At 64.1% G+C, this 14,228-nt stretch carries 16 protein-coding genes and 1 other RNA gene; 4 read left to right on the top strand and 13 right to left on the bottom strand.

What is annotated here, in order from left to right; translation table 11 throughout:
- Positions 1–28: 28 nt before the first annotated feature.
- The 5 genes from GRB80_RS03275 to rsmI form a co-directional block, all read right to left on the bottom strand.
- Positions 29–1,750, bottom strand: coding sequence for a peptidoglycan D,D-transpeptidase FtsI family protein (locus GRB80_RS03275; RefSeq protein WP_161422521.1), 1,722 nt, complete (start codon positions 1,748–1,750; stop codon positions 29–31).
- Entirely contained in the window at positions 1,747–2,070 is a 324-nt protein-coding gene (gene ftsL / locus GRB80_RS03270; protein WP_132042360.1) for a cell division protein FtsL, read from the bottom strand. The genes GRB80_RS03275 and ftsL overlap by 4 nt, the downstream gene beginning before the upstream one ends.
- 10 nt (positions 2,071–2,080) lie before the next feature.
- Positions 2,081–3,034, bottom strand: a complete 954-nt coding sequence (gene rsmH / locus GRB80_RS03265) for a 16S rRNA (cytosine(1402)-N(4))-methyltransferase RsmH (protein ID WP_161422520.1) — start codon at positions 3,032–3,034, stop codon at positions 2,081–2,083.
- 72 nt (positions 3,035–3,106) lie between these two features.
- An RNA gene (gene rnpB, locus GRB80_RS03260) (RNase P RNA component class A) lies at positions 3,107–3,459 on the bottom strand.
- Positions 3,460–3,550: 91 nt separating this feature from the next.
- Entirely contained in the window at positions 3,551–4,408 is an 858-nt protein-coding gene (gene rsmI, locus GRB80_RS03255) for a 16S rRNA (cytidine(1402)-2'-O)-methyltransferase (protein WP_132042356.1), read from the bottom strand.
- Positions 4,409–4,459: 51 nt separating this feature from the next.
- On the opposite strand from rsmI, the gene GRB80_RS03250 reads away from it, so the two are divergent.
- Genes GRB80_RS03250 through GRB80_RS03235 form a run of 4 tightly spaced genes read left to right on the top strand, consistent with a single transcriptional unit; the run spans position 4,460 to position 7,759 of the window.
- Positions 4,460–6,211, top strand: a complete 1,752-nt coding sequence (locus tag GRB80_RS03250) for a penicillin-binding protein activator (protein WP_132042354.1) — start codon at positions 4,460–4,462, stop codon at positions 6,209–6,211.
- Positions 6,195–6,563, top strand: coding sequence for a YraN family protein (locus tag GRB80_RS03245; RefSeq protein ID WP_161422519.1), 369 nt, complete (start codon positions 6,195–6,197; stop codon positions 6,561–6,563). Before GRB80_RS03250 ends, GRB80_RS03245 begins: the two co-directional genes overlap by 17 nt.
- Positions 6,564–6,587: 24 nt before the next feature.
- On the top strand, positions 6,588–7,181 hold the full coding sequence (locus GRB80_RS03240) for a phosphoheptose isomerase (RefSeq protein WP_132042350.1): 594 nt from the start codon (positions 6,588–6,590) through the stop codon (positions 7,179–7,181).
- Positions 7,181–7,759, top strand: coding sequence for a BON domain-containing protein (locus GRB80_RS03235; RefSeq protein WP_132042454.1), 579 nt, complete (start codon positions 7,181–7,183; stop codon positions 7,757–7,759). Before GRB80_RS03240 ends, GRB80_RS03235 begins: the two co-directional genes overlap by 1 nt.
- 106 nt (positions 7,760–7,865) lie before the next feature.
- Here GRB80_RS03235 and GRB80_RS03230 read toward each other — a convergent pair whose 3' ends face one another.
- From GRB80_RS03230 to zapE, 8 genes are all read right to left on the bottom strand, one after another.
- Entirely contained in the window at positions 7,866–8,345 is a 480-nt protein-coding gene (locus tag GRB80_RS03230) for a ClpXP protease specificity-enhancing factor (protein WP_132042348.1), read from the bottom strand.
- Between the two features lie 53 nt (positions 8,346–8,398).
- On the bottom strand, positions 8,399–9,025 hold the full coding sequence (gene sspA / locus GRB80_RS03225; RefSeq protein WP_132042346.1) for a stringent starvation protein SspA: 627 nt from the start codon (positions 9,023–9,025) through the stop codon (positions 8,399–8,401).
- Between the two features lie 138 nt (positions 9,026–9,163).
- Entirely contained in the window at positions 9,164–9,931 is a 768-nt protein-coding gene (locus tag GRB80_RS03220) for a cytochrome c1 (RefSeq protein WP_132042344.1), read from the bottom strand.
- A complete protein-coding gene (locus GRB80_RS03215; RefSeq protein WP_132042342.1) occupies positions 9,931–11,190 on the bottom strand; it encodes a cytochrome b in 1,260 nt (419 codons plus the stop codon). The genes GRB80_RS03220 and GRB80_RS03215 overlap by 1 nt, the downstream gene beginning before the upstream one ends.
- Positions 11,190–11,789, bottom strand: coding sequence for a ubiquinol-cytochrome c reductase iron-sulfur subunit (gene petA, locus GRB80_RS03210; protein ID WP_132042340.1), 600 nt, complete (start codon positions 11,787–11,789; stop codon positions 11,190–11,192). Before petA ends, GRB80_RS03215 begins: the two co-directional genes overlap by 1 nt.
- Positions 11,790–12,005: 216 nt before the next feature.
- Positions 12,006–12,395 carry a 30S ribosomal protein S9 gene (gene rpsI / locus GRB80_RS03205; RefSeq protein WP_132042338.1) on the bottom strand — a complete coding sequence of 130 codons (390 nt, stop codon included), beginning with the start codon at positions 12,393–12,395 and terminating at the stop codon, positions 12,006–12,008.
- Between the two features lie 13 nt (positions 12,396–12,408).
- The gene (gene rplM, locus GRB80_RS03200) at positions 12,409–12,837 is read right to left on the bottom strand and encodes a 50S ribosomal protein L13 (protein WP_132042336.1); all 429 of its coding nucleotides are present in this window, start codon (positions 12,835–12,837) and stop codon (positions 12,409–12,411) included.
- A 219-nt stretch (positions 12,838–13,056) separates the two neighbouring features.
- Positions 13,057–14,226, bottom strand: a complete 1,170-nt coding sequence (gene zapE, locus GRB80_RS03195; RefSeq protein WP_132042334.1) for a cell division protein ZapE — start codon at positions 14,224–14,226, stop codon at positions 13,057–13,059.
- Positions 14,227–14,228: the final 2 nt, after the last annotated feature.

Below are 14,228 nucleotides of genomic sequence, written 5' to 3'. Positions count from 1 at the left end.
TCAGACAGAGGTTGGCAGGAGAGGCATGCTATTCGACCTTCACGAGGTCACGCCGGTCGGGAGGCACATCGAGAAGCCGCAGCGCACTACCGGCGACACGCGAGAATACCGGAGCGGCCACCGCGCCACCGTAGTAGGCGTCACCGCGCGGGTGGTCGATCATCACCACCGTCACGATACGGGGATCGCTGACCGGAGCGATGCCCACGAAGAAGCCGCGATAGGCGTTCTCCTGATAACCGCCGGCACCGGTCTTGCGCACGGTGCCCGTCTTGCCGGCGACCCGGTAGCCCGGCACCTCGGCTCGGCGCGCCCCGGTGTCCGGCTCGACAACCTTGTCCATCATCTCCAGCACCCGGCGCGCCACCGCGGACGAGATGACCTGCTCACCCGCCACCGGCTCATTCAGGCGCAGCAGCGAGGGCTGCAGCAGGCGCCCCTCGTTGGCGATGGCGGTGAAGGCACTGGCCAGCTGAAGTGGCGTGACCGAGAGGCCATAACCATAGGAGAGTGCCGCCCACTGGCTGCTCGACCAGCGTACCGGCGCCGGCACCTCGCCGGCGGCCTCCCCGGGAAAGCCGGTTCCCGGCGGCTGGCCGAAGCCCAGACGACGGTAGAGTTGGGGGATGACCGGCTCATCGAGGCTCAGGGCCAGCCGGGACATGCCGACGTTGGACGACTTGCGCAGGATCCCCGCCAAGTCCAAGTCGCGGTAGTTGAGAATGTCCTTGATCGTGAATCCGTCGATGACCATCCAGCCCGGAGCGGTGTCGACGACCCTATCCGGATCGATGCCACCGTGCTCGATCATCGCCGCCATCGCCAGAGGCTTGACCACCGACCCCGGCTCATAGGGGTCGACGATGGCACGGTTGCGCAGTCCCTGGGGGTCGAGCCCGGCACGATTATTGGGGTTGTAGGAGGGTTGATTGGCCATGGCCAGCACCTCGCCGGTGCGAGCGTCCAGCATCACCACCACGCCACCATCGGCGTCGTGTTCCGCCACCGCGGCCTTGAGCTCGCGATAGGCCATGTACTGCAGGCGCTGGTCGATGGCGAGCGTCAGCTCGCCACCGGGCTTGGCTTCGCGCAACACTTCGAGATCACGCACCAGGCGACCGCGGCGATCCTTGAGCACCCGGCGCAGCCCCGGCGTTCCCGCCAGGTAGGGCTGATAGGCGAGCTCAAGCCCCTCCTGCCCCATGTCGTCGACGTTGGTCACGCCAAGCAGCTGGGCGGCTACCTCGCCGGCCGGGTAGTAGCGCTTGTACTCATCCTGACGATAGACACCGGGTACCCGCAGGTCGAGAACCCGCTGGGCCGCTTCGGGCGTCATCTGACGGCGCAGATACATGAACTCACGCTCGGAATAGCGTGCCAGGCGCTCATTGAGAGCCTCGAGGTCCACGCCCAGCGCCGTTGCCAGCTGGACGCGCTGAATGGGATCTTCGGGCACATCCTGGGGATTGGCCCACAGGGTGACCACCGGCGTGGAGATGGCGAGTGGCTCGCCGTGGCGATCGGCGATCATGCCTCGGTGGGCGGGAAGCGAGTCGGTACGCAGCGTGCGTGCGTCACCCTGCCCCTGCAGGAAGGGACGGTCGAGCACGTGGAGGACCACCACGCGCCCCACCAGCAGTCCCAGTCCAACCAGCACCAGCCCCAGGATCACCCCATAGCGCAGCCGGCCCATGGGCGCACCGGGCGATGGACGACGCGGCGAGACACCGCTGCGTACCTCGGTACTCATGGCTGGATCACCTCCACCTCTTCCACCCCGGGCAGGCGCATCTCGAGACGCTCCACGGCGAGATGCTCAATGCGCGCCGGCGACGACCAGGCACTCTCCTCGAGCAGAAGCTGTCCCCACTCGGTCTGCAGCTGCTGCTGCTCACGCTCGAGTTGCTGCAGGGCAGCGTACTCCTCACGGGTCAGGTGGCTGACCGCGATGACGGCCATGGCACTCCCAAGGCATGCGAGCAGCAGCATCAGTAACAGCAGTGCAGGCAGATTCAGGCGCAGCGCCGAGGGCCAGGCGAGACGAGCCGTAATGGACCTTCCCTGTGTCATGCCATCTCCCTCAGTAGCGCTTGCGCGCCACTCGCATCACCGCGCTGCGCGCGCGGGGGTTCTCCTTGACCTCCGCCTCGCCGGGCCGCCGAGCCTTGCCCAGGGCCTCGAGACGGCGCTCCAGCTGGTCATCGCGAATCGGCATGCCCCGCGGCAGGTGGGTATCGCCACGCACATGATGGCGAATGAAGCGCTTGACCCGGCGGTCCTCCAAGGAGTGGAAACTGATGACCAGCAGATGCCCGCCCGGCGCCAGTGCCTCGAGCGCGGCCTCCAGGGCCGCATCGAGCTGGTCGAGCTCACCGTTGACCTGGATACGCAGGGCCTGGAAGACCCGCGTCGCGGGGTGCTTGTGCTTCTCCCAGGCGGGGTGCGCTGCCTTGACCACCTCAGCCAGGTCGGCGGTGCGCTCGAAGGGTCGTTCGCCACAACGTTCGAGAATCGCCCTGGCCAGGCGCCGGGCATAACGCTCCTCGCCGTACTCCTTGAAGACCCGGGAGAGCTCGGCCTCGCCGGCCCGTGCGATAAACTCCGCCGCGCTCTCGCCCCGGGTGGGGTCCATGCGCATGTCCAGGGGGCCATCGCGCAGAAAGCTGAAGCCGCGTTCGGGGTCATCGAGCTGGGGTGACGAGACGCCGATATCGAGCAGCACGCCGGACAGGCGGCCATGCAGCTCATGGCCACGGGCCACCTCGGCGAGACGAGCAAATTCGGCGCGCTCGATGGTGAAACGGGGGTCATCGATGGTGCCGGCTTCGGCGATCGCCTGGGGGTCACGATCGATGGCCAGCAGTCTACCCCGGGGGGCGAGGCGTGAAAGTATCTCTCGCGAGTGACCACCGCGACCGAAGGTGCCATCGAGATAGACGCCTTCGGGATCGTGGATCAGGGCGTCGACCGCTCCGTCGAGCAGGACGCTGGCGTGTCGAAATCCCCGCGGGGGTGTGTCAGGGGCTGACTGCATGCGCTTCTCGATCCACGGTAAGGCGACGGAGAGCTCCGCCGCCGGACTGAAAATGGACACCTTCTTGAAACAGGGGGGAGCCGGCCGATAAGCCGGGTTCTGTCGTGGACAGCCATTCATCTAGGGGCCGCGTCACCACGGCCCTCAAGCAACCTACCCGAACCCGACGCGGGCCACGCCAGCGGGTTCCTATTTGGTCTTGCTCCGAGTGGGGTTTACCGTGCCACGCACTGTTGCCAGGCGCGCGGTGCGCTCTTACCGCACCCTTTCACCCTTACCGGCCTCCCGAGGGAGACGTAGGCGGTCTGCTCTCTGCTGCACTTTCCGTCGGCTCACGCCGCCCAGGCGTTACCTGGCACTCTGCCCTGTGGAGCCCGGACTTTCCTCCCCCGGATCACTCCGGCGGCGACTGTCTGGCCGACTCCCGCGGCAAGGATACCAGCGCCCCGGCACCCCCTCAACAAAAGTGACACCAAACGCCTTCGGCCGAATGCTGACGGAAGGAACAGGCCAGACTCAATCGCCATCCTTCAGCGCCTGGGCGCGGGCATACCAGGCCTTGCGGGCACCACCCAGAAGCCGGGACGCCACTCCCGCGGCCTGCTTGACGCCAGCCCCCTCGGCCAACAGCGCCGCCAGCAACGCCTCGCCCTCCACTTCGACACCCACTCCCTTCTCGCGAGGCGGTGCACCGGCCACCATCACCACAAACTCGCCACGCGCCTGGTTCGGGTCTTCCTCCATGCGCGCGGCGAGCTCGAGGGCACTTCCCTCCAGAAAGGTCTCGAAGGTCTTGGTCAACTCCCGGCCCACGACCAGATGGCGCCCGCCGAGAGCCTCACCGATATCCGTCAGGGTATCGCGAATACGGTGAGGCGACTCATAGAACACCAGGGTCTCGGCGCGCCCCGACAGCTCTTCGAGCTGAGCGCGGCGGGCGCCACCCTTGGCCGGCAGAAAACCGTGGAAGGTAAAACGGTCAGTGGGCAAGCCGGCGGCCGAGAGCGCCGTCACCAGCGCGCAGGCACCCGGGACCGGCACGATGCGTCGCCCTCGGGCACGCAGTTCGCGTACCAGCACGAAGCCAGGATCACTGATCAGTGGTGTGCCGGCATCAGAGACCAGGGCAATCGACTCGCCCGCGGCCAGATATGCATCGATACGGTCGACGCGCGCCGACTCGTTGTGCTCATGAAGCGACAGCATGGGCACACGCACCCCCAGGTGGCGCAGCAGGCGAGCGGTGTGCCGGGTATCCTCGGCGGCCACCATGGCCACCTCGGACAACACCGTAGCGGCCCGCGGGCTCAGGTCCTGCAAATTCCCAATTGGCGTGGCGACCACGTACAATGAAGCTGAGTTCGGTTCTGACACGTCGCCTCCTGGGCGGGCTCCCGATACGACGGATGAATAAAGGAAGGATTCATGCTCAAACTGACACGCGGCCTGCTGGCCATCGCGCTTCTCGCGCTGCTGCTGGCCGGCTGTGCCTACCAGCCGGGCATCGTCGAGCGCGTCACCGATGACGACCCCGCCACGCTACTTGAACAGGCCCAACAACAGGAACCGGCCCAGGCGGCCCGCACTCGACTGGACGCGGCGGACATCCTAGCACGCCAGGGCCAGCGCACCCAGGCACTCGAGATCGCCCGCCAGATTGATCGATCGCAACTTGCCGGCGACCCTCTGACTCGCTGGGCGCTTCTGCTGGCCGACCTCGGCGAGAGCGAGGGCGATCCCGAGGCCGTCATCCAGGCCACCCAGGGTCTCGACGGGCTCGCCCTCAACCGCAGCCAGACACTGGCCCTGCGCGAGCAACGCGGCCTGGCCCTGCTCGAGCAAGGCAAACCTTTCGCCGCTGCCAGGGCTCTACTGCTGGTGCAGGCTGAGTCCGATGACGAGGCACTCAATGACCCCATCTGGCGAGCCCTGGGTGGCGTCGAACAGCGCCGACTAGCCCAGCTCGGCGAGCTCCAGGGCGCTTTGACCCGCGGCTGGGTGGAGCTGATGGAGACGGTGCGCAGTGGTGATGGCAATATCGACCGTCTCTTCCTTCGCCTGGACGAATGGCGTAGTCGTAACCAGCGTCACCCGGCGGCACGACGCCTGCCGGCGGATCTCATCGCGCTACGCAACTTGAGGGGTCAGGAGGTGCAACACATCGCTGTGTTACTGCCAGAATCGGGCCCACTGTCGCGTATCGCCACGGCGATCGGCGAGGGTATCCGTACCCAACACCGTTTATCGGATGATGCCAGCGTCCGTCTCAGCTTTATTGACAGCACCTCGGGCAACCTCGAATCGCTCTACCGCGAAGCCGAAAACCGTGGCGCCCAGGTGGTCATTGGCCCGCTCAGCAAGGATCGGGTAAGCGAGCTGGAGCGTCTCAACCAGGTGCCGCTCCCCACCCTGGCTCTCAACTATGGAAAGGGAGCCACCAATGCCGCCGAAGGTCTCTTCCAGTATGGCCTCTCTGCCGAGGGCGAAGCCATGCAAGTCGCCCGTCGCGCCTGGGACGACGGCCATCGCCGCGCGGCCCTGCTGGTCCCGGACAACGGCTGGGGTCAGCGGGTCGGCGAGGCCTTCTGGGATGAGTGGCGCGCCCAGGGTGGCAAGGTCACCAAGGCGGTGCGCTATAACCCCGGCGCATCCGCCACCGAGAGCACTCGCCGCACCATCGCCGAGAGCCGTCCCGACCTCCTGTTCATGCTGGCACTGCCCGACTACGCGCGCCAGGTACCCCCGACCCTTGACTACTACGGTGCCAACAAACTACCGATCTATGCCACTTCTCACCTGTTCAGCGGACAGTTGAATCCACGCCTCGACAGCGACCTGAATGACGTCATGTTCCTGGATATCCCCTGGCAGATCCCCGATGCCGCGGCGGGCGGGGAGGATGCCCTCCCCTTCGCATCAAGCTATCGCGCCCTGCAGAAGGAGACGGACCCCAACCTGTTCCGGCTAAGCGCCATGGGGGTCGACGCCTTCGAGCTGGCGCGACGCTTACCCCAGTTCCAGCTGGTCCCGAGCAGTGAACTGTTCGGGGCGACCGGCACACTGCGCGCCACTCCTGATGGACGCATCCAGCGCACGCTGCCCTGGGCACGCTTCGTCGATGGCGTCCCGCAACCGGTACTCAGTCCAGGGGCTTTCGGCGATGAGCGGACCCCGTGATGCCAGGGCCCGCGGCGAGGCAGTCGAACGCCTCGTTGCGGCCTGGCTGACCGACCGCGGCCTCGAGCCGGTGGCCACCAACCAGCACGCCAAGGGAGGCGAGCTGGATCTGGTGATGCGCGATGGCGATACCCTGGTCTTCGTCGAGGTGCGCCATCGCGCCGATATCCGCCACGGCCACCCCCTCGAGACCATAACCGCCACCAAGCAGCGCCGCCTGATCAGGGCGGCACGTTTTTATCTACAGAACAACCGGCTATCATGTCCCTGCCGCTTCGATGTGGTGGCCGTCACCGGCCTGCCACCCGAACTCGACATCCAGTGGGTGGTCAACGCCTTCGACGCCTACTAACCCGCCACAGGAACCTGACTCAGCATGGATTTCCAGCAGCGCATTCTCGATCACTTCAATGCCAGCATCGATACCAAGACCTATGCCAGCGAAGTGCTGCCGCCCTTTATCGAGGTCGCCAGCCAGATGATGGTCCAGTGCCTGGTCAGCGAGGGCAAGATCCTGGCCTGCGGCAATGGCGGCAGCGCCGGCGACAGTCAGCACTTCTCGTCGGAACTGCTCAATCGCTTCGAACGGGAGCGCCCCAGCCTCCCCGCCCTGGCCCTGACCACCGACACCTCTACCCTGACCTCCATCGCCAACGACTACAGCTACAACGAGGTGTTCTCCAAGCAGGTACGCGCCCTGGGCCAACCCGGCGATATCCTGCTGGCGATCTCCACCAGCGGCAACTCGGCCAACGTGATTCAGGCCATCCAGGCCGCCCATGACCGCGACATGACGGTGGTGGCCCTCACCGGTCGCGACGGAGGCAACATGGCCTCGCTGCTCGGCCAGGACGACTGCGAGATCCGCGTCCCGGCGACCTCTACCGCACGGATTCAGGAGGTCCACCTGCTGGCAATCCACTGCCTCTGCGACCTGATCGACGAACAACTCTTTGGAGCAAGTGAATGATGACACGCCTCCCCCTGCTCAGCGCCCTGCTGCTGATCGCCGCCCTGGGCCTCGCCGGCTGCACCACCGTGACCAGCGTAACCCATCAAGGCACCATCGAGGAGAATTACGGCAAGCGCACTGCCGGCGACCAGATCGAAGACCAGAGCATCGAAACCAAGATCACCCACAACCTTGGCCGCACCGACGCCCGCCTGGGTGACGCGCGGATCAATGTGGACAGTTACGCGGGGTTGGTGCTGCTCACTGGCCAGGTACCCAGCGAGGAACTCAAGGTGAAAGCCAGCGAAGTGGCGAGTCAGGTACGCAATGTGCGCAATGTCCACAACGAATTGAGCATCGCCGGTAACCTGCCCGCCAGTCAGCGGCTCTCGGACACCTGGCTCAACACCCGCATCCGCACCCACCTGGCCGCCAACCAGGCGATCGACTCAAGCCGCATCCGAGTGATCACCGAGAATGCCAGCGTCTATCTGATGGGCATCGTGACCCGTGCCGAGGCCGAGCGCATCGTCCAGGCGGTCTCGCAGCTGGGCGGCATGCAGCGCATCGTCAAGGTCTTCGACTATCTCGACTAAGCCGGCTCGACTGAACCGAAACAGCTCGACTGCTCGCTGCAAACGCAATACGGCAGGCCCCAAGGCCTGCCGTATTGCATGATCCACCACCGCGCTGGCATAAGAACTACTTGATCACCCGCAGGGAAGGCCTTCCCTTGGGCGGCCGTCGAGAGCCCTCATCCTTCTCTTCCGACGCCTTCTTCTCCTGCGAGGTGTCGGCGTCACGCTCGACCTCGGCCAGCGTCGGCAGCTCGTCCTCGGCCGGCTGGGGCATCACCGGTTCATGACCGAAGACCATTCCGACACCATTCTCGCGACCATAGATGGCCACCAGGGCATCAATCGGCACCATCACCCGCATGGGTTGACCACCGAAGCGCGCCTCGAAACTGATCGCGTCGTTCTCCATCGCCAGCTCACGAACGGCGTTTGGCGACAGGTTGAGAACGATCTGGCCATTCTGTACGAACTGTCGCGGCACTTCCACCTGGGGATGCTCGGCATCGACCACGATATGGGGCGTGAGGTCATGGTCCAGCAGCCACTCGAACAAGGCTCTGGCCAGGTAGGGGCGACTGGATAGGCTGGGACGACTGGAGTCCATCGCCTCTCCCTCCTGCGTTGGCCGGCCGCCCGAAGGCGGCCGGGAAAAGTGTATCAGCTGCGAATCTCGCGTTCGCGCTCGCTCAGTGACGCCTTGAAGCCGTCTCGCTCGAAGACTCGCTCCATGTAGTCGAGCAGGGGGACTACCTGCTTCTCGGGCAGCTCGATGCCCAGGGCGGGCAGACGCCACAGAATCGGTGCCAGGCAGCAGTCCACCAGGGTGAACTCCTCGCTCATGAAGAACGCCATGTCCTCGAAGATGGGCGAGATTCCGACGAGACTCTCACGCAGCTCCTTGCGCGCCCTGTCCGCCTCTTTCTTGCTCCCCTGCTCGATCTGCTCCACCAGCGGGCACCACTCGCGCTCGATACGGTGCATCCAGAGGCGACTCTGGGCACGCGCCACCGGATAGACCGGCAGCAGCGGGGGGTGTGGGAAGCGCTCGTCCAGGTACTCCATCATCACCTTGGACTCATACAGCACGAGATCTCGATCCAGCAGGGTCGGCACGCTGTTGTAGGGGTTGAGATCGGCGAGATCCTCGGGGGGCTGGTCCGGGTTGACCTCCACGATGTCTACCGCCACCCCCTTTTCGGCGAGCACGATACGCACCCGATGGCTGAAATGATCGGAGCCACCGGAATAGAAGATCATCGACGACCGCTTGGCCACTACACCCATGAAACAATCCTCGCATCAAATCGAATAACCATGATAACACGCGGGCCTCGCTCCGCGGGGAAGCGATTGACGCGACACATACGTCACGGGGGCGCATGGCCGTCGGCCATGCGCCCCCGTCTCTCTGCAACCCGTCGGTCAGTGGATGTCGCGCCAGTACTCACGCTTGAGCAGGTAGGCAATGACGCCGAAGATGAAGATGAAGATCAGCACCTTCGGGGCCAGAGCCTGGGCCTGCAGCTTGGATGGCTCACCCACATAGGCCAGGAAGTTGGTCAGGTCGTAGACCGCCTCCTCGAACTCATCCGGCTCCAGCTCGCCCGGCTGAGTCACCTGGAGCACATCACAGGACTGGTACTTGCCTGTCAACGGATCGAGCTCGGCACCCTCAACAGGACGATCGGTCTCGGAGCACACCATCTCCTGCACGCCCTGCAACGGCTCGAGCACATTGGGCATGGCCACCATGTCGAACACGGCATTGTTCACACCAGTACCGGTGCTCGGGTCCTTGTAGAACGAGAGCAGGTAGGAGTAGATCCAGTCGGTACCGCGCAGTCGTGACTCGAGGGTCAGGTCAGGCGGCGGCGCACCGAACCAGGCCTCGGCATCGTCCTTGTTCATGGCGATATGCATCTGGTCATTGAAGGCCAGATCCGAGGAGAAGATCAGATTCTCCTCGACCAGATCCTGAGGCATCCCCAGGTCCTCGGCAGCACGAGCGAAGCGCTGGTGCTCAAGCGAATGACACCCCATGCAGTAGTTGGTAAAGAGCTGCATGCCCCGCTGCAACGATGCCTTGTCATCGAGGTCGGGGGTCATGGAGTACGGGACGCTCGCGCCTCCAGCGGCAATGGCCGTGAGGGGCACCAGCGCGAAGAGCAGTGCGAACAGTTGCTTTTTCATTAGCCAGTCACCCTCTCCGGAACGGGTTTGGTCTTCTCCAGCCGAGTATAGATCGGCATCAGCAGGAAGAAGGCGAAATAGACGGCGGTGCACACCTGAGCCAGCACGGTACGGCCATCGGTAGCCGGCAGCACGCCCAGGACCCCAAGAATGACAAAGCTGATCGCGAACAGCACCAGCATCACCTTGGACATCCAGCCCTTGTAGCGCATGGAGCGCACAGGGCTGCGGTCCAGCCACGGCAGCACGAACAGCACCGCGATGGCAGCGCCCATGAAGATCACGCCGAGAAACTTGGCATCGAGCCCGAACAGCGAGAAGGTGATCGCACGCAGAATCGCGTAGAAGGGCGTGAAGTACCACACCGGGGCGATGTGGTCCGGCGTCTTCAGCGGGTTGGCCGGCTCGAAGTTTGGCTTCTCGAGGAAGTAGCCCCCCCCCTCGGGGAAATAGAAGATCACCACCGCGAAGACGAACAGGAAGACAGCCACGCCGACGATATCCTTCACCGTGTAGTACGGATGGAAGGGAATGCCATCCAGCGGCTTGCCGGTCTCGTCCTTCTTCTTCTTGATGTCGATGCCATCAGGATTGTTGGAACCGACCTCGTGCAGGGCGATGATATGCAGCACCACCAGCGCCAGGATCACGATGGGCAGCGCCACCACGTGGAGGGCGAAGAAGCGGTTGAGGGTAATGCCCGAGATCAGGAAGTCACCACGAATCCACTGGGTCAGGTCGGGACCGATGACCGGAATCGCGGAGAACAGCGAGATGATCACCTGGGCACCCCAGTAGGACATCTGACCCCAGGGCAGCAGATACCCCATGAAGGCCTCCGCCATCAACGCCAGGTAGATCGCCATGCCGAAGATCCACACCAGCTCGCGGGGCGCCTTGTAGGAGCCATAGAGCAGGCCGCGGAACATGTGCAGGTATACGACCACGAAGAAGGCCGTGGCGCCGGTGGAGTGCAGGTAGCGAATCAACCAACCCCACTCGACATCGCGCATGATGTACTCGACGGAGGCGAAGGCGCCCTCGGCAGAGGGGTTGTAGCTCATGGTCAGCCAGATCCCGGTAAGAATCTGATTGACCAGCACCAGCAGGGCCAGCGAGCCGAAGAAGTACCAGAAATTGAAGTTCTTGGGGGCGTAATACTTGGACAGGTGCTCCTGCCACATCTGCGTCGCGGGGAAGCGCTCATCGACCCAGCGCATCAAGCCCTTTTCCGCCATCGGCTTGTTCGGGTTACCCATCAGGCAGTCTCCTCATCTTCGCCAACGATGATGATATCGTCGGACTCGAAGCGGTAAGGCGGCACCTCCAGGTTGGTGGGCGCCGGCACCCCGCGGAATACCCGGCCCGCCAGATCGAAGCGCGAGCCATGGCAGGGGCAGAAGAAGCCACCCGGCCAGTTGTCGGTGCCCACATCGTCCGCATCGGGCTCTGGACGAAACAGCGGTGAGCAACCCAGGTGGGTACAGATGCCGATCAGGACCCCGATCTCGGGCTTGATGGAGCGCAGGGGGCCATCGATGTAGGCCGGCTGCTGCGGCACGTCTGATGCAGGATCGGTAAGCCGCGAGTCATCGAACGACTCGATGCGCTCGATCATCTCCGGAGTGCGGTTGACGATCCACACCGGCTTGCCACGCCACTCCACGGTCATACGCTGGCCGGGTTCAAGCTTGGACACATCAGCCTGAACCGGCGCGCCCGCCGCTCTCGCCCTGGCACTCGGCTGCCAGGAAGCCACAAAGGGGACCGCAACCCCGACAGCACCAATCCCACCGACAACGGTGGTAGCACCCACGAGGAAACGGCGCCGACCCTTGTTCACGCCGTTATCTGCCATTTCAAGGTTTCTCCCATCAGCTTACCCGTTGACCCATCACGGGCATCATCCCCGCGACCACGGACACCAAATGCGGTACATGTTAAGAAATCGCGCCGCCGTGCACAAGGAAAAGGACCCTGCCCAAGACGGCTTGATGCACACAAATTGTTGACGCAGAACAAGAAACGCCCGGGTTGATAACCCGGGCGTCGCATACTCCATGGCGGCTGGTGATCAGCGCTTGGAGAACTGCGGACGACGGCGCGCCTTGCGCAGACCAATCTTCTTACGCTCGACCTCACGCGCATCACGGGTCACATAACCCGCCTGACGCAGCGGCGCACGGAAGTCTTCGTTGTAGGCCATCAAGGCACGGGTAATGCCGTGACGAATCGCGCCGGCCTGGGCAGAGCCACCGCCACCCTTGACGGTGACGTAGACATCGAACTGACCAAGGGTCTCGGTCAGCTCGAGGGGCTGACGAACGACCATGCGGCCGGTGACGCGGCCGAAGTACTGGTCCAGCTCACGGTTGTTGACGGTGATCTTGCCGGTGCCCGGCTTCAGGAAAACGCGGGCAGTAGAGGTCTTGCGGCGCCCGGTACCGTAGTATTGCTGTGTCATGGCGGAGATTCCCTCAGATGTTCAGTTCTTGCGGCTGCTGGGCGGCGTGCGGATGTTCGGCACCGGCGTAGACCTTGAGCTTGGTGTACATGGCGCGACCCAGGGGACCCTTGGGCAGCATGCCCTTCACGGCACTCTCGATGATACGCTCGGGAGCGTGATCAAGCATCTTGTCGAAGGTCATGGAGCGCAGGCCACCGGGATAGCCGGTGTGACGATAGTAGGTCTTGGCCTTGGCCTTGTTGCCGGTCACCTTCACCTTCTCGGCGTTGATCACGACGATATAGTCGCCGCCGTCCACGTGGGGGGTGTACTCCGGCTTGTGCTTGCCGCGCAGGCGACGAGCGATTTCGGTGGCCAGTCGGCCGAGCGTCTTGTCCGCGGCGTCGACGACGTACCAGTCGCGCTCGACGGACTGCGGTTTGGCAGTGAACGTCTTCATGAAATCTCACCAATCAAGTGTATTGGGTTCTGCCACCGGATGACCGGCATGGAACCATCCCTATTCTTCTTGGTTGGCCTCGACGCGCGAGACCAACGAGTAGAGCGCGCGAATTCTACATGAATGCGGCCCTGCTGTGCAATGCCGGTGCAAGCCGTAAGCCAAGCCTAGGTCAAGGGAACTTACTGTTCAGAGCTCACAGCCCCGGGTGCAGTCCGGCTAAGGCTTGTGGGCTAGGGCGAGGTAGTCGTGGGACTGCATCTCCTGCAGGCGAGAGAGGGTCCGCTCGAACTCGAACTCCAGGCGGCCGTCGCTATAGAGCGACTCGGCAGGCACCTCGGCGGACATCAGCAACTTGACACCCCGGTCGTAGAACTCGTCGACCATGTTGATGAAGCGCCGCGCCTGATCATCTGACTTCCCATCCATGCGCGGCACATTGGAGACCAGCACGGAGTGAAACTCCCGCGCCAGCTCGATGTAATCGTTCTGGCTGCGAGGCCCATCACAGAGCTCGCGAAACTCGAACCACACCACATCATCGTGGAGTCGACGTGCGTGAAGCACACGATGATTGATTTCCAGAGGAACATCGGACTCGCCATCCTGGCCGGCTATTGCGCGGAAGCTACGTGCCAGCTCGACCTCCGCGGCATCATCGAGCGGCGAATGAAATATCTCGGCACGCTCGAGCGCCCGCAGCCGATAGTCGATACCCGAGTCGACATTGACCACCTCGCAGTGCCGCTCCAGCAGATCGATGGCGGGCAGGAAGCGCGCACGCTGCAGCCCCTCCTTGTAGAGCTCGCCGGGCACGATATTGGACGTTGCCACCAGTACCACGCCTCGCTCGAACAGCGCCTCGAGCAGATTGGCAAGGATCATCGCATCGGTGATGTCCTTGACGAAGAACTCATCGAAGCAGATCACCCTGGCCTCGGCCGCGAACTTGGCGGCAATCAGGCGCAGGGGGTTCTTCTCGCCCTTGTAGTGCTCGAGCTCGTTATGCACCCGCTGCATGAAGCGGTGGAAGTGGGTGCGCATCTTCTCGGGAAAAGGCAGGGACTCGTAGAAGGCATCCACCAGATAGGTCTTGCCACGACCCACGCCTCCCCAGAAGTAGAGGCCGCGAATCGCCGGCGGGTCCGTCTCGGCGGGCTCACTGCGCGCTCGCTTGCCGAACAGCCCCGCCACGCGCGAAGCCAGCCCGCCGCCCGTTGAGCTGGCGCGGGCAGGTGCCTGGGGCGAACGCAGCAGATCGTCATAGAGACGCTGCAGATGCTCCACGGCCTGGGCCTGGGCGGCATCATACTGGAAGTCGTGGCGTTCCAGGTCGGCCCGATAGCGGGCCATGGGGGTCGGGCGAGTGTCTCGATTGGCGGCATTCATGA

Source organism: Halomonas icarae (assembly GCF_009901955.1).
GTDB classification, from domain to species: Bacteria; Pseudomonadota; Gammaproteobacteria; order Pseudomonadales; family Halomonadaceae; genus Halomonas; species Halomonas icarae.
The sequence above is the reverse complement of the archived record's forward strand: the minus strand, read 5'-3'. Positions and strand labels throughout refer to the sequence as shown.